General features: G+C 59.2%; 28 protein-coding genes. 12 read left to right on the forward strand and 16 right to left on the reverse strand.

Annotated elements, in window-relative coordinates:
* Positions 1 to 51: 51 nt before the first annotated feature.
* The gene (locus U6037_RS20340; protein ID WP_322844319.1) at positions 52 to 1,272 is read right to left on the reverse strand and encodes a winged helix-turn-helix domain-containing protein; all 1,221 of its coding nucleotides are present in this window, start codon (positions 1,270 to 1,272) and stop codon (positions 52 to 54) included.
* Between the two features lie 64 nt (positions 1,273 to 1,336).
* Entirely contained in the window at positions 1,337 to 1,552 is a 216-nt protein-coding gene (locus U6037_RS20345; protein ID WP_242205671.1) for a DUF1127 domain-containing protein, read from the reverse strand.
* Positions 1,553 to 1,649: 97 nt separating this feature from the next.
* On the opposite strand from U6037_RS20345, the gene U6037_RS20350 reads away from it, so the two are divergent.
* Entirely contained in the window at positions 1,650 to 2,504 is an 855-nt protein-coding gene (locus U6037_RS20350; protein WP_026000633.1) for a LysR substrate-binding domain-containing protein, read from the forward strand.
* Here the strand turns inward: U6037_RS20350 and U6037_RS20355 are convergent.
* On the reverse strand, positions 2,494 to 3,243 hold the full coding sequence (locus tag U6037_RS20355) for a sulfite exporter TauE/SafE family protein (protein WP_175553567.1): 750 nt from the start codon (positions 3,241 to 3,243) through the stop codon (positions 2,494 to 2,496). The genes U6037_RS20350 and U6037_RS20355 overlap by 11 nt on opposite strands.
* A 110-nt stretch (positions 3,244 to 3,353) precedes the next feature.
* Here U6037_RS20355 and U6037_RS20360 point away from each other — a divergent pair, with 110 nt between their 5' ends.
* The 3 genes from U6037_RS20360 (at position 3,354) to U6037_RS20370 (ending at position 5,585) form a co-directional block, all read left to right on the forward strand.
* Positions 3,354 to 4,310: a LysR family transcriptional regulator gene (locus tag U6037_RS20360; protein WP_127929237.1), complete on the forward strand. Its 957-nt coding sequence runs from the start codon at positions 3,354 to 3,356 to the stop codon at positions 4,308 to 4,310.
* A 73-nt stretch (positions 4,311 to 4,383) separates the two neighbouring features.
* On the forward strand, positions 4,384 to 4,839 hold the full coding sequence (locus U6037_RS20365) for a MarR family transcriptional regulator (RefSeq protein ID WP_322844320.1): 456 nt from the start codon (positions 4,384 to 4,386) through the stop codon (positions 4,837 to 4,839).
* Between the two features lie 326 nt (positions 4,840 to 5,165).
* The gene (locus tag U6037_RS20370) at positions 5,166 to 5,585 is read left to right on the forward strand and encodes an organic hydroperoxide resistance protein (RefSeq protein ID WP_096794957.1); all 420 of its coding nucleotides are present in this window, start codon (positions 5,166 to 5,168) and stop codon (positions 5,583 to 5,585) included.
* Positions 5,586 to 5,774: 189 nt separating this feature from the next.
* Here U6037_RS20370 and U6037_RS20375 read toward each other — a convergent pair whose 3' ends face one another.
* Positions 5,775 to 6,344 carry an elongation factor P gene (locus tag U6037_RS20375; protein ID WP_007908599.1) on the reverse strand — a complete coding sequence of 190 codons (570 nt, stop codon included), beginning with the start codon at positions 6,342 to 6,344 and terminating at the stop codon, positions 5,775 to 5,777.
* Between the two features lie 48 nt (positions 6,345 to 6,392).
* On the reverse strand, positions 6,393 to 7,535 hold the full coding sequence (gene earP, locus U6037_RS20380) for an elongation factor P maturation arginine rhamnosyltransferase EarP (protein ID WP_322844321.1): 1,143 nt from the start codon (positions 7,533 to 7,535) through the stop codon (positions 6,393 to 6,395).
* A gap of 124 nt (positions 7,536 to 7,659) precedes the next feature.
* On the opposite strand from earP, the gene U6037_RS20385 reads away from it, so the two are divergent.
* Both U6037_RS20385 and U6037_RS20390 read left to right on the forward strand, forming a co-directional pair.
* The gene (locus U6037_RS20385) at positions 7,660 to 8,070 is read left to right on the forward strand and encodes a hypothetical protein (protein WP_322844322.1); all 411 of its coding nucleotides are present in this window, start codon (positions 7,660 to 7,662) and stop codon (positions 8,068 to 8,070) included.
* A 2-nt stretch (positions 8,071 to 8,072) separates the two neighbouring features.
* On the forward strand, positions 8,073 to 8,555 hold the full coding sequence (locus tag U6037_RS20390; protein WP_322844323.1) for a transcription elongation factor GreAB: 483 nt from the start codon (positions 8,073 to 8,075) through the stop codon (positions 8,553 to 8,555).
* A gap of 9 nt (positions 8,556 to 8,564) precedes the next feature.
* On the opposite strand, the gene cysB is transcribed toward U6037_RS20390, so the two are convergent.
* The 5 genes from cysB to U6037_RS20415 form a co-directional block, all read right to left on the reverse strand.
* A complete protein-coding gene (cysB, locus tag U6037_RS20395) occupies positions 8,565 to 9,539 on the reverse strand; it encodes an HTH-type transcriptional regulator CysB (protein ID WP_003199376.1) in 975 nt (324 codons plus the stop codon).
* Positions 9,540 to 9,652: 113 nt separating this feature from the next.
* Positions 9,653 to 10,156, reverse strand: coding sequence for a universal stress protein (locus U6037_RS20400; RefSeq protein ID WP_322844324.1), 504 nt, complete (start codon positions 10,154 to 10,156; stop codon positions 9,653 to 9,655).
* Between the two features lie 99 nt (positions 10,157 to 10,255).
* Positions 10,256 to 11,161: a 5'-nucleotidase gene (locus U6037_RS20405; protein WP_122844743.1), complete on the reverse strand. Its 906-nt coding sequence runs from the start codon at positions 11,159 to 11,161 to the stop codon at positions 10,256 to 10,258.
* Between the two features lie 22 nt (positions 11,162 to 11,183).
* A complete protein-coding gene (locus U6037_RS20410) occupies positions 11,184 to 12,140 on the reverse strand; it encodes a putative 2-dehydropantoate 2-reductase (RefSeq protein WP_322844325.1) in 957 nt (318 codons plus the stop codon).
* The gene (locus tag U6037_RS20415; RefSeq protein ID WP_322844326.1) at positions 12,137 to 12,523 is read right to left on the reverse strand and encodes a thioredoxin family protein; all 387 of its coding nucleotides are present in this window, start codon (positions 12,521 to 12,523) and stop codon (positions 12,137 to 12,139) included. Before U6037_RS20415 ends, U6037_RS20410 begins: the two co-directional genes overlap by 4 nt.
* Here U6037_RS20415 and U6037_RS20420 point away from each other — a divergent pair.
* Entirely contained in the window at positions 12,522 to 12,965 is a 444-nt protein-coding gene (locus U6037_RS20420) for a PilZ domain-containing protein (RefSeq protein WP_322844327.1), read from the forward strand. The two genes, U6037_RS20415 and U6037_RS20420, sit on opposite strands and share 2 nt — an antisense overlap.
* 143 nt (positions 12,966 to 13,108) lie before the next feature.
* Positions 13,109 to 14,185 carry a 3-deoxy-7-phosphoheptulonate synthase gene (locus U6037_RS20425; RefSeq protein ID WP_322844328.1) on the forward strand — a complete coding sequence of 359 codons (1,077 nt, stop codon included), beginning with the start codon at positions 13,109 to 13,111 and terminating at the stop codon, positions 14,183 to 14,185.
* 60 nt (positions 14,186 to 14,245) lie between these two features.
* Here U6037_RS20425 and U6037_RS20430 read toward each other — a convergent pair whose 3' ends face one another.
* Positions 14,246 to 14,527, reverse strand: a complete 282-nt coding sequence (locus U6037_RS20430; RefSeq protein ID WP_003226804.1) for a GNAT family N-acetyltransferase — start codon at positions 14,525 to 14,527, stop codon at positions 14,246 to 14,248.
* Positions 14,528 to 15,167: 640 nt separating this feature from the next.
* Between U6037_RS20430 and oprI the strand changes: the two genes are divergently transcribed.
* The gene (gene oprI / locus U6037_RS20435) at positions 15,168 to 15,419 is read left to right on the forward strand and encodes an outer membrane lipoprotei OprI (RefSeq protein WP_003199355.1); all 252 of its coding nucleotides are present in this window, start codon (positions 15,168 to 15,170) and stop codon (positions 15,417 to 15,419) included.
* A gap of 126 nt (positions 15,420 to 15,545) precedes the next feature.
* On the opposite strand, the gene U6037_RS20440 is transcribed toward oprI, so the two are convergent.
* From U6037_RS20440 to U6037_RS20450, 3 genes are all read right to left on the reverse strand, one after another.
* Positions 15,546 to 16,517, reverse strand: a complete 972-nt coding sequence (locus U6037_RS20440; protein ID WP_236427469.1) for a L,D-transpeptidase family protein — start codon at positions 16,515 to 16,517, stop codon at positions 15,546 to 15,548.
* A gap of 197 nt (positions 16,518 to 16,714) precedes the next feature.
* On the reverse strand, positions 16,715 to 17,008 hold the full coding sequence (locus tag U6037_RS20445) for a hypothetical protein (protein WP_007908575.1): 294 nt from the start codon (positions 17,006 to 17,008) through the stop codon (positions 16,715 to 16,717).
* 57 nt (positions 17,009 to 17,065) lie between these two features.
* Positions 17,066 to 17,671, reverse strand: a complete 606-nt coding sequence (locus U6037_RS20450; RefSeq protein WP_322844329.1) for an arylesterase — start codon at positions 17,669 to 17,671, stop codon at positions 17,066 to 17,068.
* A 10-nt stretch (positions 17,672 to 17,681) separates the two neighbouring features.
* Here U6037_RS20450 and U6037_RS20455 point away from each other — a divergent pair, with 10 nt between their 5' ends.
* Genes U6037_RS20455 through greB form a run of 3 tightly spaced genes read left to right on the forward strand, consistent with a single transcriptional unit; the run spans position 17,682 to position 21,401 of the window.
* The gene (locus tag U6037_RS20455) at positions 17,682 to 18,365 is read left to right on the forward strand and encodes an ABC transporter ATP-binding protein (protein WP_007908572.1); all 684 of its coding nucleotides are present in this window, start codon (positions 17,682 to 17,684) and stop codon (positions 18,363 to 18,365) included.
* Positions 18,365 to 20,869 carry an ABC transporter permease gene (locus U6037_RS20460; RefSeq protein WP_322844330.1) on the forward strand — a complete coding sequence of 835 codons (2,505 nt, stop codon included), beginning with the start codon at positions 18,365 to 18,367 and terminating at the stop codon, positions 20,867 to 20,869. The genes U6037_RS20455 and U6037_RS20460 overlap by 1 nt, the downstream gene beginning before the upstream one ends.
* A 34-nt stretch (positions 20,870 to 20,903) precedes the next feature.
* On the forward strand, positions 20,904 to 21,401 hold the full coding sequence (gene greB / locus U6037_RS20465) for a transcription elongation factor GreB (protein ID WP_016985509.1): 498 nt from the start codon (positions 20,904 to 20,906) through the stop codon (positions 21,399 to 21,401).
* A gap of 6 nt (positions 21,402 to 21,407) precedes the next feature.
* Here the strand turns inward: greB and U6037_RS20470 are convergent, their stop codons facing one another.
* Both U6037_RS20470 and U6037_RS20475 read right to left on the reverse strand, forming a co-directional pair.
* Positions 21,408 to 21,716 (reverse strand): class I SAM-dependent methyltransferase, encoded by a 309-nt coding sequence (locus tag U6037_RS20470; RefSeq protein ID WP_322844331.1) that lies wholly within the window; start codon positions 21,714 to 21,716, stop codon positions 21,408 to 21,410.
* A gap of 249 nt (positions 21,717 to 21,965) precedes the next feature.
* A complete protein-coding gene (locus U6037_RS20475; protein WP_007908568.1) occupies positions 21,966 to 22,400 on the reverse strand; it encodes a DoxX family protein in 435 nt (144 codons plus the stop codon).
* Positions 22,401 to 22,465 lie beyond the last annotated feature (65 nt).

Raw genomic sequence — 22,465 nt, forward strand, 5'->3', positions numbered from 1 at the left:
TTTATAAGATCAACATCAAAAGATCGCAGCCTTCGGCAGCTCCTACAGGGATCAGTCCAGTTGGGCCAATGCCACCCGCAACCGCGCCGCACTCTCACGCAGACAGTTGAGCTGCACCCGATCAAGCCCCAGCCAATCTGCCATCTGGCGCAAATTCACGGCCAGCGCCAACATCCCCTCCTCATCCAGCCCCGGCTCTTCCTCGTGCACCGCATGCACCGCCAACTGCCCTGCCGCCCGCTCGGCACGCAGATCAACCCGCGCTGCAATCCGCTCGTTGTGCAGAAACGGCAACACGTAATAGCCGTAGACCCGCTTGTCCTGCGGCGTATAAATCTCCAGCCGATAGCGAAAATCGAACAAGCGCTCAGTCCGGCTGCGTTCCCAGATCAACGAATCGAAGGGCGACAACAACGCACTGGCCGCCCCCTTGCGCGGGACTTTCGGCTCCGGCAGGCAATAGGCGATTTGCCGCCAACCGGCGACTTCGCACATTTGCAACTGCCCTGCTTCGACCAGTTCTGCGAGACGCGGACGCGCATCCGCCGGGTTCAGGCGAAAGTAATCGCGCAGGTCTTTTTCAGTGCCGACGCCCAGTGCCTGCACCGCATGCAACAACAGCCCGCGCTGCGCTTCGGCTTCATCAGGCAACGCTTGTTGCAGAATCGATGCAGGAATCACCCGTTCCGGCAAATCGTACAAACGCTCAAAACCACGACGCCCCGCCACCGTGACTTCACCGGCGGCGAACAACCACTCCAGCGCATGCTTTTCCGCGCTCCAGTCCCACCATGGCCCGGCCTTGTCTTCGCGGGTCGACAGACTGCCGGCGCCCAATGCGCCCTGTTCTTCAACCGAACTCAACACCCGGCGAACCACGTCCTGCTGCTCGCGACCGAATTTCGCCAGTTGCTGATAGATATCCTCACCACGCCTGGCGCGCTGCATGCGCCACGCCATCAGCGGATACATCGACAGCGGCAGCAACGACGCCTCATGGCCCCAATATTCAAACAACGTGCGACGTCGCCCCGAACTCCAGGCAGCCTGGTCGAGCAAATCAGAAGAGTAGGCACCGAGACGGGAAAACAGCGGCAGGTAGTGCGAGCGCACCACGGCGTTGACGGAGTCGATTTGCAGCAGCCCAAGCCGTTCGATCAGCCGGTTGACGTGAGCGGCTTTGACAGTCGGCGGCTGGCGCCCGTTGAACCCTTGGGCCGCCAGCGCCAGTCGTCGCGCCTGTTTAAGGGAAAAGGCCAGAGTCGCGGGCATGAGCATCTCCTTGTCTGCTCGCAACCTACCTCACTTGAAGTTGGTTTGTGTAGCGCTCCGCTCATCATTTATGCATCGGATCATCCCAGAACGGCCGCACGGCTTCGTGCTCAACGTCGGCACGACTGACCCCAATGTCCTTCAACGCTTCGTCGCTCAGACTGGCGAGCAGTTCTCGTTCACGGTGCAGTTCATACCAGCGGCTAAACTTGTGCAGCAGATCGGAAATAAGATGAACCGGCACGTTTTCATCATTTACATAAGCTTTTTGACCTTTCATCGCATCGCCCTCCTTGTGGGATGGCTCAAGTCTCGCGCCAGCGCTAAGATCAATCCAACGAATGTTTCTGATGGCATGCATCACGGAGATTCATCAATTGTCGGCCTACCCCAGTATCGATACCGATGTCCTGCGCACCTTTGTCGCCATCGCTGATCAGGGCGGTTTTACTCGTGCCGGCGAAATGGTCAACCGCACGCAATCGGCAGTAAGCATGCAGATGAAGCGTCTGGAAGAAGACGTGTTGCAGCGCCAGTTATTCGAGCGCGACGGCCGTCAGGTGCGCCTGACTGCTGAAGGCCAGGTACTGCTCGGCTACGCGCGGCGCATCCTCAAACTGCACAGCGAAGTGTTCAACACCCTGCGCGAGCCGCACATGGTCGGTACAGTGCGCATCGGTACGCCGGACGATTACGTGATGCGCTTTCTGCCGGGAATCCTGTCGCGGTTCGCGCAGTTCTATCCGCTGATCCAGATCGAAGTACATTGCGAATCGACCAAACAGCTGTTGCAGCGCACCGATCTCGACTTGTCGATCGTTACCCGCGAGCCGGGCAACGAGATCGGCCAGTTGCTGCGCAAGGAGCGTTTCGTCTGGGCCGAAGCGCAGAATTTCAGTGCCCACGAACAAACGCCGCTGCCGCTGGCGATGTTCAACAGTGATTGTTTCTGCCGCTTGTGGGCGTGCAATGCGCTGGATGCGATGGGCCGCGATTACCGCATCGCTTACAACAGCACCAGTCTGTCGGCGCTGATGGCCGTGGTTAGCGCGGGTCTGGCGATCACCGCGCAACTGGAAAGCCTGATCACCCCGGACATGCGCATTCTTGGCGCCGCCGAAGATCTGCCGCTGTTGCCTGAGGCCAGCATCATGCTGATCCGCAACCTGAACAATCCGTCGCCGATCACCGAATGCCTGGCCGAGCACATCGTCGAAGGCTTCAAACTTTAAACGCGAGCATCACCGCACACAGCACCAGAAAACCGCAGAACAGCCCACGCAGGAGTTTTTCCGGCATGGCGTGGGCGACTTTCACCCCCCAACTGATGCTTGCCAGACCGCCGATCGCCAGTGGCAGACCGATCATCCAGTCGACTTCGTGGTGTACCGCGTAAGTCACCAGAGTCACGCCGGTGCTTGGCAAGGCCAGCGCCAGCGACAAACCTTGAGCAACCACTTGCGTGGTGCCGAACAGGCTCGTCAGCACCGGCGTTGCCACCACCGCCCCGCCGACACCGAACAAGCCACCCATAGTCCCGGACGCCGCGCCGAGTACGCCGAGCCAAGGCCAGGAATAGCGCATTTCGGAAGTCGCAGCGGGTTGCTTGCCGAACATCTTCAACAGGTTGTAGGCCGAGAGCACCACCAGAAATGCGACAAAACCGATGCGCATGGTTTGCGCATCAATGCCCACCGCCCAGATCGAACCGATCCACGCAAAGCAGAAACCCATCACCGCCAAGGGCAGCGCATGCCGTAGCTCGATGCGATTGCGCTGGTGATATCGCCACAGCGCCAGCATTACGTTCGGCACCACCATGACCAGCGCCGTGCCTTGGGCGATCTGCTGATCAAGGCCAAACCACACGCCGAGCAACGGAATGGCGATCAAGCCGCCGCCGATGCCGAAAATGCCGCCCAGTGTGCCAAGGGCGGCGCCGAACAACAGGTACAACAAAAACTCCATCACAGCCGAATTCCTCTCACGTCAGGCGAATCATCCTACGCAGTCGCGGCTGGCGGGGAAACGCACAGCAACGCACAATGGCTATGCCGATTTCGCACAGGCGTTTGCTGCCCATGAATCCCAATCAATTGACCGACCAACTCGGGCTGTTTCTCGATGTACTGGAGAGTGGCAGTTTTTCCGCCGCTTCGCGTCGTCATCCACTGACACCTTCGGCCGTCGCCCGACGGATCGACAGCCTGGAAAGCGCCGTTGGCAGCCAGTTGTTCGTCCGCAGCACTCACGCTGTGCGCGCAACCCCAGCGGGTCTGGCGTTTGCCGAACGCGCGCGCCGGATTGTTGCCGAGTTGCAACTGGCCCGCGCGGAAGCGGTGTCCCTGAGCAGTGCGCCCGAGGGTTTGATCCGCATCGATGCGCCGGCCGCTTTCGGGCGCCGGCATCTGGCACCCGTGATCGCAGACTTTCTCGTTCTGTATCCGGGCCTGGATGTGCAACTGCACCTGATCGACAGCTTCGTCGACATGGGAGGTTCGAACCTGGGCAAAGTCGATCTGGTGCTGCGCGCCGGACAAATGGCTGATACCCGATTGGTGGCCACACCATTGGCGAGCATGGTGCGTATTGCCTGCGCCAGTCCGGACTACCTCAAGCGCCGTGGCGTGCCTGGCAGTCCGGCGCAACTGAGCGAGCATGACGGCCTCGACTGGGACGGCCTCGCACCGCCGTTCGCCTGGCGCTTCGAGCAGGACGGCCAGATGCAATTGCACCGCCCGGCGCGCATCCGCATGAGCGCCAACAATGCCGAGGCGCTGGTCTGCGGTGCCTTGGCTGGCTTGGGCATCGCGCATCTGCCGACATGGCTGGCCAGCGAATACCTGCTGCGTGGCGAACTGCTGCCGTTGTTCTGCGAAAACGGCCTGCCAAGCCCGGAGTCCACCGGCATTTACGCCTTGCGCATGGAACAACAAACCAATTCGCGCAGCCGCTTGTTGCTCGAATATCTCAAGACCCGCTTCAGTCCGGTGCCACCGTGGGATCTGGCGCTACAGCGAGATCTGGGTCGGCACTAGCGCTGGAAAATTATCTGGCGCATTAAAGATTCGAGCGCTAGATTCATGCCCATTACCGAACAAGGCGTTTGACATGACTTCCGAATGCGACACCTGCGACGACCTGCTGCTGGATAACCAGGCGTGCTTCGCCCTGCATTCCACTTCACTGATGATGACCAAGGTCTACAAACCTCTGCTGCAAGCCTTGAATCTGACCTATCCGCAGTACCTGGCGATGATGGTGTTGTGGGAGAAGGACGGTTTGACCGTCGGAGAAATCAGCTCGCGGTTGCTGACCGATCCCGGCTCGCTGACTCCGCTGCTCAAACGCCTCGAAGGCGAAGGGTTGCTCAGCCGCACACGCAGTCGTGAGGATGAGCGGGTGGTGATTGTTGAACTGACCGAACAGGGCCGTGCGCTACGTGACAAAGCGCAGACCATTCCGCAATGCATCCTCGGCGCCAGCGGCTTCACCCTGGAACGCCTGCAAAAGCTGCAATCAGAGTTGCAGGCGCTGCGCAGCCATCTGCAGAACAGCCTGAGCTAAAGCCAATACTGTCCTCCTGTTGGAGCGAGCCTGCTCGCGAATGCGGTCTGTCAGCCAACTGATTTGTTGCATGAGAAAAATTCGCGAGCAGGCTCGCTCCCACATTGATTTCAATCCCCGGTAAAATATTTTCCAACCCCTGCCTCCCGCGCAATCCGCTCTAAATCAAGCCTTACAGCCCGCCTCCAATAACCATCTCTGCGTCGAAACGCAGCTTTTTCAAAAATTTATATTGCGCACTAAATATTCACGCGATACATTCATCTCGCACTTACTTAGCGCGCAAACAATTAGCGCACACAAACACACCCTATGAGGCTCGCACCATGCAAACTCTCTACACCGCAATCGCAACCTCCACCGGCGGCCGTGATGGTCGTGCGATCTCCAGCGACAACATCCTCGACGTCAAACTCGCTACGCCGAAAGAACTCGGCGGTGCCGGCGGCGCGGCGACCAACCCTGAGCAGTTGTTCGCTGCCGGCTACTCGGCCTGCTTCATCGGCGCACTGAAATTCGTCGCCAGCCAGACCAAACGCAAAATCCCTGACGACGCCTCGATCACCGCCCACGTCGGTATCGGCCAGATCCCCGGCGGTTTCGGTCTGGACATCGACCTGCACATCAGCCTGCCGGGCCTGGAACAAGCCGATGCACAATCGCTGGTCGAAGCGGCTCACCAGGTCTGCCCGTACTCCAATGCAACCCGTGGCAATGTTGATGTGCGTCTGCACACCTCCGTCTGAAACCCTACAAAATCCCCAGTGGGAGCGAGCCTGCTTGCGAAAGCGATCGATCAGTCAATGAGATGTCGACTGTACTGATGCCATCGCGAGCAGGCTCACTCCTACAAGGGTCTGCGGCGTGACACAAAACGCAGGCACAAAAAAGCCCGACTCAATGGTCGGGCTTTTTCTTTCCGCAAAAAGCAGTGCTTATTTCGCACGGCCTTTGTAGGAACCGCCTTCGCGGGTGTCGATTTCGATCTTGTCACCGATTTCGATGAAGTCAGCAACTTGCAGCTCAGTACCGTTGGCCAGCTTGGCTGGCTTCATGACTTTGCCGGAAGTGTCGCCACGAGCCGAACCTTCGGTGTAGTCAACTACGCGCACGATGGTGGTCGGCAGCTCTACGGAAACCAGACGCTCTTCGAAGAAGATCGCTTCGCAAACATCGGTCATGCCTTCTTCAACGAAAGGCAGAACGGCTTCGATGTCTTCAGCGTTCAGCTCGTACATGGTGTAGTCAGTGGTGTCCATGAACGTGTAGGTGTCGCCGCTGATGAAGGACAGGGTCGCTTCTTTGCGGTCGAGGATTACGTCGTCCAGTTTGTCGTCAGCGCTGTAAACGATCTCGGTCTTGTAACCGGTCAGCAGGTTTTTCAGCTTGGTCTTCATGATCGCGCTGTTACGGCCCGACTTGGTGAATTCAGCTTTCTGAACCAGCCAAGGATCGTTCTCGAGACGGATCACGGTACCGGGTTTCAGTTCTTTACCAGTTTTCATTGCGAATATCCGAATTTGGATGGGATTTACAAAAATCTAGGCCGCGTATCATATCCAATTTAGGTAAAACTGTACCAGCGCTGCGGCAAGATCGGCCTGCAAGCCTTGTTCCAGACACCACGCTTCGGCGTTTTCCTGCAGTTCTGGCCAATGATTGCGGGCCGCGAGCCAGTGTTCGCCGATGGGCTGACCGGCACTCCAGGCCCGCCAGAGACCGTTCATCGCCTCGGCAGCAGCCGGCGACAGGCTTTTCGTGTAGAGCGCAAGGAAGGCGTCGAGCTTGTCCAGATGAATATCTTCGTCCTGCTGATAGATGTGCCACAGCATCGGCCGCCCAGCCCATTGCGCGCGAACGAACGAGTCTTCACCGCGCACGGCATTGAAATCACAGCACCAGAGCAAGTGGTCATATTGATCCTGACGGACGAACGGCAATACCTGCACGGTCAGCGACTGGCGTTCATGTATCGCGCCGACCGCCAGTGTCTCCACGCCGAGCCAGCGTGCGACATCGCCAAGAATCCGCCCTTCCGGCACCAGCAGATGGGTCGGCGCTGCATCGGCCGCCAGCACATCAAGCCAACTCGCCAGCCCGGCATTTTCGTAGGCAAACAGCGAAATCAGCTGCGCATCCGCTGCACGATCGACCCCCAGACCTTGCAGAAACCGCTGCTGAGCCTCGGCATCCTGCTGAAACTGTCGACGCTGCTCGAGTAATCCGCGCTCACGCAACAGCCCGCCAGTACCCGGCTGAAAGCCTGGAAAGAAGAAGATTTTCTGCACGTTTTTGTATTTGACCGACGGCAACCCGTGACAGCCAATCACCCAGTCTTCAGCGCTGAGATAGTCGAGGTTCATCCACAGCGGCGGCTGTTCGCGCGCGGCCATCGCCTCCATATAATCTGTGGGCAACTGACAGGCAAACGCGGCGATCACCACATCGGCGGCGTCGGTGTGCGACCACTCGACCGGCCAGTGGCGCACTTCGACAGCCTGCTGGCATTGCTGTGCCGCGTTGCTATCGATCTCGGGGCAAATACGCTCGAATGCGCGCAGATCATCGACCCACAGGCGCACTGCCAGACCATGTTCGGCCGCCAGTTGCCGGGCCAGGCGCCAGGTCACACCGATGTCACCAAAGTTGTCGACGACGGTGCAGAAAATATCCCACCGGGTTTTCAATTGCGGCATTCAAGACTCCCGTTGGCAAAAGCGTCGATTGTCCGCATAAATGACCTCGCGCAGAAGAGCCGACGGCGATTAATCTTCGTGCGACAATCGCCACTTGCCCGCAATCAACCGCCAGGAGGCAGCCATGCCCTATCGCCCCAACCCGCGCCGCCCGTTGCCTGTACAGCTTAGCGCGCTGCATCTGACCGGCAGCATTGCCTTGGGTATGTGGCTGGGCTTCCTTGCCATTGCGCTGACCTGCTGGCTGCTGTCGCATTTTCTGTTCAAGGAACAGCTGGCCCCGGTTGCCCAAGCGGTGCAGCAACTGGCCAATCCGCCGGCGGCCGTTCAGGTCCAGGGGGATATTCCACCGCAGAGCCCGTTGTTCCAGCAATACGAGGAAAATCTGCGCAAGAACGAGCAGCAGGCACGGCTGGATCAGGCGCGTGGCAGCACGCGTAATCTGTCGAATCCGAAGTGTCAGTTCTGGCTGCAACAGGATCAAACCGCGCCGAGCGAAAAGAGCCGCGCCAACGTTCTGCAATTTTGCGATTGATCATGAATAAACACACGGTTCACCAACTGATTCTCGACAAATTGCGTATCGACCTCGACATTGCCGAACGCGCTGCGCAAACCGCTTACGAAACCGCGACCCACGAAGAAAACATCGCCGAAAACAAGTACGACACGCTGGGTCTGGAAGCGTCGTATCTGGCAGCGGGTCAGGCAAAAAGGGTCGAGGAAATCCGTCAGTCACTGGCGCTGTGCCAGAATCTGACGCTGCGGGCCTATGACGAGAATCGCGGTATCGAAGTCGGCGCCCTGCTCGGCCTGGAAGACGAAAAGGGACGTGAGCAATGGCTGTTTCTGGCGCCGGATGCGGCAGGCCTGAAAGTCGATGTGGTCGGTCAGCCGATTACCGTCATCACCCCGCGCTCGCCGCTGGGCAAAGGTCTGCTGGGCAAGTGCGAAGGCGATGAGGTGGAGATTCTGGTGGCGGGCACCCGGCAACAGTTCGCTGTCACCGAGGTGCTCTGAAACAACTGATCAGTGAACCGGCAGTTCGACGCCGTCGAACAGTTCTTCCAGTTCCTGCTTGTTGTGGCACTGGATGGCTTTGGCCATCACTTCGCGGGTCAGGTGCGGGGCGAACTTCTCGATGAAGTCGCACATGAAACCACGCAGGAAGGTGCCGCGACGGAAACCGATCTTGGTCACGCTCGACTCGAACAGTTCGCTGGCATCCAGCACCACCAGATCGCTGTCGAGTTTGGTGTCGACCGCCATTTTAGCGACGATGCCCACGCCCAGACCCAGTCGCACATAGGTTTTGATCACGTCGGCGTCGGCGGCGGTGAACACCACTTTCGGCGTCAGGCCGCGATGGCTGAACGCTTCGTCGAGTTTCGAACGGCCGGTGAAACCGAACACGTAAGTCACGATCGGGTATTCGGCCAGGGCTTCGAGGGTCAGCTTCGGCAGCTTGGTCAGCGGGTGGCCCTGCGGCACGACCACGCAGCGGTTCCAGCGGTAGCACGGCATCATCACCAGATCGCCGAACAGCTCCAGCGCTTCGGTGGCAATGGCGAAATCGACGGTGCCGTCAGCGGCCATTTCGGCGATCTGCATCGGCGAGCCCTGGTGCATGTGCAGCGCAACATCGGGGTATTGCTTGATGAAATTGCTGATCACCGGCGGCAGTGCATAACGTGCCTGGGTGTGCGTGGTGGCGATCGACAGGGTGCCTTTTTTCTCGTTGGAGAATTCCTGGGCGATCTGCTTGATGCTTTCGACCTTGCGCAGGATCTCACCGGCGGTGGTGATGATGCGCTCGCCGGCCGGGGTGACGCGGGTCAGGTGCTTGCCGCTGCGGGCAAACACTTCAACGCCGAGTTCGTCTTCCAGCAGACGGATTTGCTTACTGATGCCCGGTTGCGAGGTGTAAAGGCTTTGGGCTGTAGCGGAAACGTTGAGGTCGTGGTGCGCCACTTCCCAGATGTAGCGCAATTGTTGAAGCTTCATATGAATCCCTCAAAGCAGGTAGACGCCACGGGCATCAGCGACGGTATATAACTATATTAATGGTTTGAATAATAAATCTAGAACTTTTTTATCAAAGCGCCATTATTCGTGCTTCAGCGATCCCCCCGTCGCCGCCGCTCTACTAGCGGCACCATGTAAACTGGCACTTTGGCCAACTGCAGGAGCCGCGCTGCCGTGCGCCCCAACGGCGTTTCCGCACCCACGCCGTGGCTGTGACTGCCTACGATCAGCAGATCGACAGAGAGCTTCTGCACCTGGTCGAGAATCACCTGCGACGGATCACCCTGCAGCACACGCACGGCGCGGATGCGCTGCAGATCCTGCTCGCCTTCATCGCCGAGTTCTTCGCGAAAGCTGTCCAGCACCCGCTGCTCGATATTGGCAATGACAGTTTTCAGACCTTGACTGTGAAATTCGTTCAATGCCTGTTCGTCGAGGTAACTCTGCAACACCGATTCGGCAAACAGCCCCATCGGCTCCACCGCGTGCACCACGTACAGATCGGCATTGAACGTCCGCGCCAGCGCCAGGGCATGCTGCATCACTAACGGTGCGTACAGACCGAGGTCAGTGGCATACAGCATCGAACGAATCATATGACCTCCTCGCAAGCCAACAATGGCGGAGATTTGATTCAGCTTAGCAGTGCCTTGGCGAGTACGACGTGCGACGCAACGTCTTGAAGCACGTAGGCTTTAGACCGACGGTTCGTTGCTGATTCCGTGAGGGACATGGCCGGTGGCAACGACTTCGCGGGCGAGTTCGCAGTGGCCGGCCTGATCGTCGAAAAACACGTCGGCAGCGAAGGCTTCAAGAAACGCCGATTTGGTCAGGCCGCCGAGGAACAGCGATTCGTCGAGACGAATATCCCACTCGCGCAAGGTACGGATTACCCGCTCATGGGCCGGCGCCGAACGCGCGGTGACCAGTGCCGTGCGGATCGGGCAGTCATCATCGGGAAACTCGCGCTGCAACAGATTGAGCGCCGCCAGAAAGCCCTTGAAAGGCCCTCCGCGCAGGGGCTCGCGTGCTGATTCGCGTTCCTTGGCCTGAAATGCTTCCAGCCCACCCGACTGATAAACGCGCTCCGACTCGTCGGAAAAAATCACCGCGTCACCGTCGAAAGCAATGCGCAATTCGTCGCTGGCCGCGCGACTGGCACCACCGGACAGAATCGTTGCTGCGGCGAAACCGGCGTCCAGCGCCGCGCGCACGTCTTCGGCATGCGTCGACAGAAACAGGTCGCAACCAAAAGCTTTCAGATACGGATACGGACTGCGCCCGCCGACAAACGCCGCGCGGGAAATCGCCAGACCATAATGATGAATCGAGTTGAATACGCGCAATCCGGTGTCGGCGCTATTGCGCGAAACCAGAATGACCTCGACCCGCGCACGGCCGAGGCGGCTGTTCAGGCTGAGGAGTTTTTCCACCAACGGGAAGGCATCGCCGGGCGCAAGAATTTCGTCTTCGTGCTCGATCTGATATTGCCGGTAGGCTTCGACGCCACTCGACAGGTAAACCTTGTGGCTCTCACTCAGGTCGAACAAGGCGCGCGACGAAATCGCCAGCACCAGTTTGTCATCGATGTTTTTGGCCATGCCTTCCCCCAGAGCGACCGGCTTAAACGTTGCGCCGGTCGATAAAACCTAAATTGCGATACAGCGCTTCGATGCGTGGCAACTCACAGCCCGCCGCTTTCGCTGCGGCCAATGGCCGAGCGTAGATCGCCTCCAGCTCCAGCGGTCGCTTATGTAAAAAGTCGTGGTGCATGCTCGGCCAGTAGTCGGGCATTTTCTCGGTCATCATGAACAGATAGTCGGCGTATCCCGGCGGCACGTCGTGGCCGCAGGCCTTAGCGCCCTGCACCACTTCGGCCATCAACGCCTGAATCAATGCGCGGCTGTCGGCATCGGCCATCAGCGGTGTGGTGCTCGCACCGAGCAACACCGAAAGTCCGTTGTAGGGAATATTCCACACCAGTTTCTGCCAGCGCGCCTGCTGCAGATTGGGCATGGCCTGGGAGTCGAGACCGGCAGCGCGGAACAGACCGGAGCCTTCCTCGACAATTGCCATGCGCGCGACATCATCAATGGCCGGGCCGCTGTGATAACCAACATTGACCGCGCCCAGAGCTTGATGGGTGACTTGTCCGGGGCCTTCGCGGTGTACGCAAATCAGGCACAAGCCGCCCAGCAAGTGCAAGGAGTCAGGGAGCAGCTCACGCAAGCTGTCTTCGACGTCGAGACCGTTTTGCAGGACCAGCACTTTCGCATCGGGCTTGGCCGCTTGGATGATCGACGGGGCCAGGCCGGCGTTGCTGGTGGTTTTGGCACCCACCAACAGCCAGTCGCATTTGGGCATGTCTTCGGCCGACGAATAGGCCTGCGCCGGATGCAACGTCAGCGGGCCATGCACCGCGCTGTTCACCTGCAAGCCGCGCTCAGCCACTGCCGAAAACTCGCTGCGCAGCAGAAAGTGCACATCGAAACCGGCACGCGCCAGCATCACCCCGTAAAAACCACCAATCGCGCCGGTGCCGATAATCCCTACGACCGGTTTATTCACTGCCCCCATCATGGCAACTCCTCTGCAATTCGACCCAGTGCCTGCGCCAGCGCTGCATTCAGCGCATCGGCTGTCAGGCGTGTGTGCAATGCCCCAAAGAACTCGCCGTCGCGCACCACAAACAGCGCCGGCAAATGAAAGACCTGATAACGCTCCACCAACCCGCCGTTGGCGCCGGCATCAATCCAGCACAGGCGATCGATGGCCAGTTCGAGCCCCGGCAACACCTCACGGGCATAACGGCAACTGGCGCAACCGACACTGGTGAAAATCACCAGCGAAACGCCGCTCATCGCCAGCAGCCGTTGGTCGGCGTCGAAATCGGTCAGTTCGGATTCGACCACTATACTGGGGGAAACAATGTCAAATGGCCGACACAGGGAGTCTGTGCTCATGGGACGTTTCATTCCTCATCCGGACGAGGTGCCGGTTGAATTAACCTTGCTCAAGCCTGAGTGTATTTCCAGGCAACAGCTGCACACTATCAGCCTCGGCGGCATTGCTTGCAATTACCACCGTGCCTGGCGCCATGGCACCGCCCTGCAAGTACGCATGCCGACACTCAATGCCGACATCTGTTATCCGGGCTATGTCGCGTGGTGCCTGCGACGCAAAAAAGGCTATCTGGTGGGCATCGCGTTTACCGATGAGCAGACGCTGTTCAGCGCGCGAATGGGTGAGCAGGTGTGTCAGATCGAGCGCTACTGCCGCATGCACGACAGCCACGAAGACTTGCAGGATATTCAGGCGCTGGCCCTGCAATGGGTCGAGCAACACGCCGACGAGTTCTCCCACGACAGCATGCGCAAGGCTTTCGCCCAGCCAGTGCTGGACTGACCGTCTTCTCCAAACAGTTACATGCCCATTGTCGAGCAGGCGCTTTACGCGCTAAGGTTCCGCTCCCCGACGCGCTTAAATCTGCTGTGCTCCGCCGCGCGGGGATCGCTGGCGGCCGGCACCCGTGACCTGACGAGTAAACGATGGCTGATTTACCGATCAACGACCTAAACGTCGCCTCTAACGAGACCCTGATCACTCCTGATCAGCTCAAGCGTGATATCCCTCTGAGCGACGCCGCCCTGCGCACCGTCACCAAGGGCCGCGAAGTCATTCGCAACATTCTTGATGGCACCGACCACCGTCTGTTCGTAGTGATCGGCCCGTGCTCGATCCACGACATCAAGGCTGCCCACGAATATGCCGATCGCCTGAAGGTGCTGGCGGAGGAAGTCTCCGACACCCTGTATCTGGTCATGCGCGTGTATTTCGAGAAGCCGCGCACCACCGTCGGCTGGAAAGGCCTGATCAACGATCCGTACCTGGACGACTCGTTCAAGATTCAGGACGGCCTGCACATCGGTCGCCAGTTGCTGCTGGATCTGGCTGAAAAAGGCCTGCCAACCGCCACCGAAGCCCTCGACCCGATCTCCCCGCAGTATCTGCAGGACCTGATCAGCTGGTCGGCGATCGGCGCGCGTACCACCGAATCGCAGACGCACCGGGAAATGGCTTCCGGCCTGTCCTCGGCGGTCGGCTTCAAGAACGGCACTGACGGCGGCCTGACGGTGGCGATCAACGCCTTGCAGTCAGTCTCCAGCCCGCATCGCTTCCTCGGCATCAACCAGGAAGGTGGCGTGTCGATCGTCACTACCAAAGGCAACGCCTACGGTCACGTGGTGCTGCGCGGTGGTAATGGCAAGCCGAACTACGATTCGGTCAGCGTTGCCCTGTGCGAGCAGGCGCTGAACAAAGCGAAGATCAAGCCGAACATCATGGTCGATTGCAGCCACGCCAACTCCAACAAAGACCCGGCCCTGCAACCGCTGGTGATGGAGAACGTTGCCAACCAGATCCTCGAAGGCAACCAGTCGATCATCGGCCTGATGGTCGAGAGTCATTTGAACTGGGGTTGCCAGGCGATTCCCAAAGACCTCGCCGACCTGCAATACGGCGTGTCGATCACCGATGCCTGCATCGACTGGTCTGCCACCGAGAACACCCTGCGCAGCATGCACGCCAAGCTCAAGGATGTTCTGCCGAAACGCCAGCGCGACTGACAGGCGTTTTGCAGGCATAAAAAAACGCCGGGCATTGCCCGGCGTTTTTGTGTGTGCGGTTCAGATCTTGGCGGCGCGGCGCTGATGACGTTCCATGTAGCGCTCGACGTAGGAGCACGACGGAATCACCGTGTAGCCCATTTCTTCGGCGTACTGCAACGCGCTCTCGGTCAGCGCTGCAGCAATGCCACGGCCACGCAGGGCGTTGGGCACGAACGTGCGATAGATATCCAGGGTCTGTTTCCCCAGATCCATATAGGTCAGGTAGGCACGATGACCGTCCACATTGGTCTCGAACTGATGACCAGCCTGGTCATGGTGGATGGACAACGCCTCGCTCATCACTACTCCTCGCGGGTCTTGGATTCTGACCCCTACCTTACCGATGTTTTTCCGGCGAAGGAACAACTACGCCACCCCGTGCCTGATGGACACCGAGAAGAGCCACACCGATCTCGCGCAACCTGGCACCTGATAAATAGTAGGCACCATTGGCAAAAATGCTCAAGGTGCGCTCGTCATCAAGCGAGTAGGCGGGAGGTAGCTCCGATGGACGCAGGGTGAGCTTGCGAGAGGTTCTTCGCGGTCCGCTCACCTGAACATTGCCGGATGTTGAGACTTAAGACGTGCGGCCTTTTTTAAAGTCACCTCAACATGGACAAAGATAAGCGAAGCAGCGCGCAAAATCAGAACAAAAGTGTGGACGAATTCATCTAGAAAGACTTTAGCCAAGACCGCAAAAACAGCACGCCGTAACGGGAACTTTTTCTCAATAACTCGCTCTGCACGGGGCTTGCAGCTGGGTATTTTTTATACAGCGCAGTTAAAAGTTGCTCGAAAAAGAATCAGCGCCTACAATTTTTTTTGCTTCTTGCCTTACGTCAGTTTACTTACTACAAGTAATGGGTAGTATGTACGCCGGCTATTTCCTCAATCGTGAGGAGACAGCCACTTAATTTGAAAGTCCTTGAAGGGGAACACGATGAACAACGTTCTGAAATTCTCTGCTCTGGCTCTGGCCGCAGTTCTGGCTACCGGTTGCAGCAGCGCATCGAAAGAAACCGAAGCACGTCTGACCGCTACTGAAGACGCAGCTGCTCGCTCCCAGGCTCGTGCAGACGAAGCTTACCGTAAAGCTGATGAAGCTCTGGCTGCTGCTCAAAAAGCACAACAGACTGCTGACGAAGCTAACGAGCGTGCTCTGCGCATGCTGGACAAAGCTAGCCGCAAGTAATAATCCCTCGGGATTGTTATCGAGCCGACCCGATTTATCGGGTCGGCTTTTTTATTGCCCATCGTTTTGTTCAGGCAATAAAAAACCCGCCGACGCTTCACGCATCGACGGGTTCCGGGGTACGACTTACTGCTGCAGGTCGATCGGTGTATTGGCAACAATCGGTGCCGAAGTATTCGGTGTACCGATTTCCGTAGGCAAGCCATCTTCCGCCGCGACCACATCCCGCACCACATCCCAGTTCACACGCAGGTTACTGGTGACATCTTCACGCTTGAGCATCGCGTTGATCACTGCGGTGTGCTTGTCGACCACCGACGGGTTGCCCTTGTCGTCGATCGGCGTGTGCGCTTCCAGATAAACCTTGCCGCCACTGCTGCCGAACTTGTAGGCATCGTTGAGAATGCGCACCGACGTTCCTACCGGAACCATGCTGGCCATTTCCAGCACATTGTTGTTGAACATGCGGAAGCAGCCGTGGCTGGTGCGCATGCCGATCCCGAACTTCTTGTTCGAACCGTGGATCAGGTAGCCCGGCGTGCCCAGAGTGAACTTGAACGGGCCCAACGGATTGTCAGGGCCGGCCGGCACTACGTTTGGCAGTGGATCGCCATCAGCAGCGTGCTCAGCCTTGATCGACGCTGGAGGCGTCCAGGTCGGGTTTGGTGTCTTGGCGGTGATCGAGGTGTGCGCGATTGGCGAACCCCAACCCTCACGCCCGATACCCAGCGGGAACGTGTAAACCACGTTCTTGCCTTTCGGGAAGTAATAGAGGCGGTATTCGGCGAGGTTGATAACAATGCCTTCACGCGGACCCGGCGGCAGAATGAATCGGGTCGGCAAGACGATTTCGGTGCCGGCGCCCGGCAACCAGGCATCGACGCCCGGGTTGGCTGCAACCATCTCCGAGTAGCCAAGATCGTACTTCGTGCCCAGATCGGCGAAGGTGTCTTCGTACTTGGCTTTGATCACCTGGACCTGGCCGATGATGTCTTCACCGGGTGGTGGCAGGGGAAACTCCAATGCAGCAACGGGACCGGCCACACACAGGGCGGCAAGTGACAGGCAGCGGGTGACGGCAGGAAAGCGCGGCAACATCCGGAAAATCCTTCGCATGATCAACAAGGGTATAAGAGCGCGATTGTACACCGCACTTTGAATATTCGGGGAGATCACCCCATTGCAGGCGACAAGGTGTTCCAGGTGGGAGCGAGCTTGCTCGCGAAAGCGGTGGGTCAGTCGCCAAAAATGTTACTGACATGGCCTTTTCGCGAGCAAGCTCGGCTCCCACAGAATCAGAGCTCGAACCGCAACTCCGGCCAGATCGGCGAAGTCCCGCGCTTCTGCGACTCCAGAATCGCCCGGCACAGCGAACACAGGCGCTGATCCTGAAACACCCGGCGATCGACGCTCGACCAGCGTGGTTGCGCCGGCAACAGGCTGCCGCACAGGGTGCGATCGGCCGAACCACCGAGTTCGAGTTGACGGGTCACCAGATGCACCCGCACTTCCTGGCAGGCGAACAGATCCAGCTGCTCGTCAGGCTCGATCAGTTGGTAGGCAAACAGGGACCAGGCAGAACGCGACATCGGGGGCTCCAAATAAGGGGGCGCCACATTAGCCGAAAGCCTGCCCTTAGAAAAGCCTCATAACAGCGGTTTTAGCGTCGGCCAGACATTTTCCAGCAACTTGCCCTGAGCGCCGGCCGCCGGGTGCAGACCATCGGCCTGCATCAAGTCTGGATGACCGCCCACGCCGTCGAGAAAAAACGGCACCAGCGGGATCTTTTTATCGTCAGCGAGCTTGCCGTAGACCTCGGCAAAAGCATCGGTGTAGCGCTTGCCGTAGTTGGGCGGCAATTGCATGCCGAGCAACAGCACCTTGGCACCGCTCTGGCGGGAGCTGTCGATCATCGAGGCAAGATTTTGTTGCAATTGAGTTGGCGGCATTCCGCGCAAGCCATCGTTGCCGCCCAGTTCGAGGATCACCAGTTCCGGCTTATGCTCTGCAAGCAGCGCCGGCAGCCGCGCCTGGCCTCCGGCACTGGTGTCGCCGCTGATCGAGGCATTGATCACTTTGTCGTCGAAACCCTCCTGTTTGAGCCGTTGTTCGAGCAACGACACCCACCCCAAGCGGGTATCCAGTCCGAAACCGGCGCTGATACTATCGCCAACGATCAGGACAGTACCCGCCGCTGCGTTCTGGGCCATGCACATAACGGCCAGGCCAGTACTCAAAAACCACACACGCATCGGATTCTCCATGGGCGCAAGCATTCTCACCGCGAAGAACCTCAGCAAAGTGGTTCCCAGCGCGGAAGGTGAACTGACTATCCTGCACGAACTCAGCCTGGAACTGAACAAGGGCGACAGCCTGGCCATCGTCGGCGCGTCCGGTTCCGGCAAATCCACCCTCCTCGGCCTGCTCGCCGGCCTCGACCTGCCAAGCAGCGGCGAGGTCATCCTCGCCGGCCAAGGCTTGAGCAATCTCGATGAAGACCAGCGTGCACGCATTCGTGCCGAGCATGTCGGTTTCGTCTTTCAGTCGTTCCAGCTGCTCGACAGTCTCAATGCGCTGGAAAACGTCATGCTGCCGCTGGAGCTCGACGGCCGCAAAGATGCGCGTGAGCGTGCGACCGAACTGCTCCAGCGCGTCGGCCTCGGCCAGCGCCTGACCCATTCGCCGCGCCAGCTCTCGGGTGGCGAACAACAGCGCGTGGCAATTGCCCGAGCGTTTGCTGCCGAGCCTGACGTGCTGTTTGCCGATGAACCCACCGGCAACCTCGACAGCCATACCGGTGAGCGCATCAGCGATTTGCTCTTCGAATTGAACAAGGAGCGCGGCACCACCCTGGTGCTGGTGACCCACGACGAACGTCTGGCCCATCGTTGCCGGCGCCTGATCCGTCTTGAAGCCGGGCTGCTGGTCGCCCCTCTGGAGCCTTGATGGCACGTTTGCCGCTGTTGCGTCTGTTCAGTCTCGCTATACGTCAACTCCTGCGCGATGCCCGCGCCGGCGAATTGCGCGTGTTGTTTTTCGCCTTGGTCGTTGCGGTAGCGGCGAGTACCGCCATCGGTTACTTCGGCGCTCGCCTGAACGGCGCGATGATGCTGCGCGCGACTGAATTTCTCGGCGCTGATCTGGTTCTCGAAGGCAGTTCCCCGGCCCGTGAAGAACAGATCAGGAGTGGTACTGAGCTGCGCCTGAATCATGCGCAAGTGGTGGAGTTCTCCAGCGTCATCGCTACAGACAATGGTATTCAGTTGTCGAGCATCAAAGCCGTCGACCGCGCCTATCCATTGCGCGGTGAACTGAAGAGCGCACCTGCCCCGTTCGCCACCGAAGAAACCGGCGGCGAACCGCAACCGGGTGAAGCCTGGGTCGAGGCACGCCTGCTGACCGCACTGGATCTGAAGATCGGCGACAGCATCGATGTCGGCATGAAGACCTTGAAGCTGGCCCGTGTGCTGACCTATGAACCGGATCGCGCCGGCAATTTCTACAGCCTCACGCCGCGCGTCATGATCAACCTCGACGACCTCGCCGCCACCGGTGTGGTGCAACCCGGCAGCCGCGTGAGTTACCGCGAACTGTGGCGCGGTGAACCGCAGGCGCTGGAAACCTATCGGCAACTGATCAAACCCGGGCTCGCCGCCAACCAGCGGATTCAGGATGCCCGCGATGGCAACCGGCAGATTGGCGGTGCGCTGGGCAAGGCCGAACGCTATCTGAACATGGCCAGTCTGGTCGCCGTCCTGTTGGCCGGCGTGGCAGTGGCGTTGTCGGCGAACCGTTTTGCCAGCCGCCGCTTCGATGCCAGTGCGTTGTTGCGTTGCCTCGGTCTTTCGCGCCGGGAAACCATGCTGCTGTTCAGTTTGCAGTTGACCGTGCTCGGCCTGCTCGCCGCACTCAGCGGAGCGCTGCTCGGCTGGCTGGCACAACTGGGCTTGTTCGCGCTGCTGCATGATTTGTTGCCTAGCGATGTGCCACCGGGCGGTTTGTTTCCAGCCATCGCCGGGATCGGCACCGGGCTGGTCGCATTGGCCGGTTTCGCCTTGCCGCCGCTCGCTGCGCTGGGTCGCGTGCCGCCGCTGCGCGTGCTGCGCCGCGACATGCTGCCGATTCCGTCGAGTACCTGGATGGTTTACGGCGCAGCACTCGGAGCGCTGGGCCTGATCATGTGGCGCCTGAGTCTGGATCTGCTGCTGACCTTTGCCTTGCTCGGCGGTGGCGTGGTCGCCGCACTGGTACTGGGCGGCTTGCTGTTGTTGCTACTGCAAAGCCTGCGGCGGATGCTCGCCCGCGCTTCGCTGCCATGGCGCCTGGGTCTGGGCCAGTTGCTGCGTCATCCGTTGGCAGCGGCCGGTCAGTCGCTGGCATTCGGCCTGATTCTGCTGTCGATGGCTTTGATCGCCCTGCTGCGTGGCGAACTGCTCGACACCTGGCAGAACCAGTTGCCGAAAAACGCGCCGAACTACTTTGCCCTGAATATTCTGCCGGCAGACAAACAGGCCTTCACCGATCACCTGATCAAGGTCTCCGCACAAGCGGCGCCACTGTATCCGGTAGTGCCCGGCCGACTGATCAGCATCAACGGCGAAGCGGTGCAGCAAATCGTCAGCAAGGATTCGGCGGGCGACCGCGCGGTTCAAAGAGATTTGAGTTTGACCTGGGCTGCTGACTTACCGGCGGGCAACAAGCTCACGGCGGGTGAATGGTGGAAGGATCAGCCAACCGACGGTGTTCCCGGTGTCTCGGTGGAAGGCAAAGTCGCCGAAAGCCTCAAGCTCAAACTCGGCGATCACATGGTGTTCAGTGTCGGCGGAGTCAATCGTGAAGCGAAGGTCACCAGCCTGCGCGAAATCAACTGGGACAACTTCCAGCCGAATTTTTTCATGATTTTCCAGCCCGGTACGTTAAAGGATCTACCGGCGACGTATCTGACCAGCTTCTATCTGGCGCCGGGTCATGATCAGCAGATCGTCGAACTGTCGCGGACCTTCCCGGCGGTGACCATTCTTCAGGTCGAAGCACTGCTTGAACAACTGCGCAGCATCCTCGCCCAGGTCACCCTGGCGGTGGAATACGTGTTGTTGTTTGTTTTGGCAGCGGGCATGGCCGTGCTGTTCTCCGGTTTGCAGTCGACGCTGGATGAACGTATCCGCCAAGGTGCGCTGTTGCGTGCGCTGGGGGCGGAGCGGCAGTTGCTGATCAAGGCACGGCGCATCGAGTTCGGTTTGCTCGGTGCCGTCAGCGGCCTGCTTGCGGCGATCGGTTCGGAAGTGGTGAGTCTGGTGTTGTATCGCTACGCGTTCGATCTGCCGTGGCACCCGCATCCGTGGTTGCTGGTGCTGCCGTTGATTGGCGCGGCGCTGATTGGTGGTGCCGGCGTGTTCGGTACGCGTCGGGCGCTCAACGCAAGTCCACTGACAGTGTTGCGTGAGGGTTGATAGACTCAAGCGGTCTTAATCACAAGAAGTTGCCATGAGCCGTTATCGCCCTCCACGCCCCGCCGGCACCGCGCTGATCACCCCCGAAGGTGAAGCGCGGATGCGCGCCGAATTTCATGAGCTGTGGCATGTGCGCCGCCCGCAGGTGACGCAATCGGTCAGCGAAGCGGCGGCTCAGGGCGATCGTTCGGAGAACGCCGAGTACACCTACGGCAAGAAAATGCTGCGCGAGATCGACAGTCGCGTGCGCTTTCTCACCAAACGCCTGGAAGCGTTGAAAGTCGTCAGTGAAAAACCCAGTGATCCGAACAAGGTCTACTTCGGTGCCTGGGTGACCATCGAAGACGAAGACGGCAAGCAATCGCGCTACCGCATCGTCGGCCCGGATGAACTGGATCTGAAACTGGGTTTGATCAGCATCGACTCCCCCCTGGCCCGCGCGTTGATCGGCAAGGCGCTGGATGCAGAGGTGCGGGTGCAGACTCCGACTGGTGAACAGTTCGTTTACATCGTCGCCATCGACTATCCGTAAAGCCTATCAGCGACGGGTGATCAAGCCCTGCCGCGCAACGCGGACCAGTTGCTTGATCATCTCTGGCGCATCTTCCGCGCTTGGCGCTTGAATAACTGCCAGATCAAAACTGTCACTGACAAAACGCGCCAGCGACTCGCCGTCTTCGACAAACTGGATCAGGAACGCGGCAGGACCGCCGCTGCGACGTGGCCAGCCATCGAGATAACGCAACAGCGTCGGCTGATGTTTGCCGCCAAGGAGAATTTTCGGGTTGCGTTGAGTGATATGCGCAGTGATCGGCGCGGGACGTGCTGGAGGGCGTAGTGCATTCATCGTGTCGTGTCTCTGCCTCAAAAGTCTGCATGGCAGGTGAGAGGCAACACCGAACCAGCGCTTTAGCGGTATTTCGAAGCCCTGTTCCGGCTTCTGACGGCAACTGTTGAAAGTCACCTGGCGCCCCGCAAGTAGCTGTTTAAATCGGCGCATGGGCAACATCCTAGAGAACGTGACCGATCAGTGTCAAGAATCAGCGGCAACAAAAAAGGCCCGCACAATGCGGGCCTATTCCTTGAGCCAGAGCGGTTAACCGGCGATGGCGCGGTCCACCGAGAGCTTGCCGGCACCTTCGATCAGTACGGCAAGGCTGCCACCGAGCAGGGCCAGAGCGAACTCGTAACCGTTGTTGGCCATAAACAAACCGTTGCTGATGTGTACGGTGAAGATCGCCACCAGCGACAGAAAGGTCAGACCCAACGCCGCCGGACGCACCAGCAGGCCGATGATCAAGGCCAGGCCGGCGAAGAACTCAGTGCCGCCAGCCAGGGTCGCCATCAGGTAGCCTGGGTGCAGACCAATGCTGTCCATGTACTGCGCCGTGCCCGCCAGACCATAACCACCGAACAGACCGAAAAGCTTTTGCGAACCGTGCGCAGCGAAGATTACGCCGACCGCAATGCGCAGGATGGTCAGACCGTAGCCAGCGCGGGTGAACAGTACTTTGTTGATCAGAGAGCTCATGGGGCGTTCCTTGTTTTGCGAGAAGTTGTGTGTTGGTTGGCCGCTATATTAATCAGTAAATTTCA

Origin of the sequence: Pseudomonas sp. B33.4 (assembly GCF_034555375.1) — a bacterium.
Classification (GTDB): domain Bacteria; phylum Pseudomonadota; class Gammaproteobacteria; order Pseudomonadales; family Pseudomonadaceae; genus Aquipseudomonas.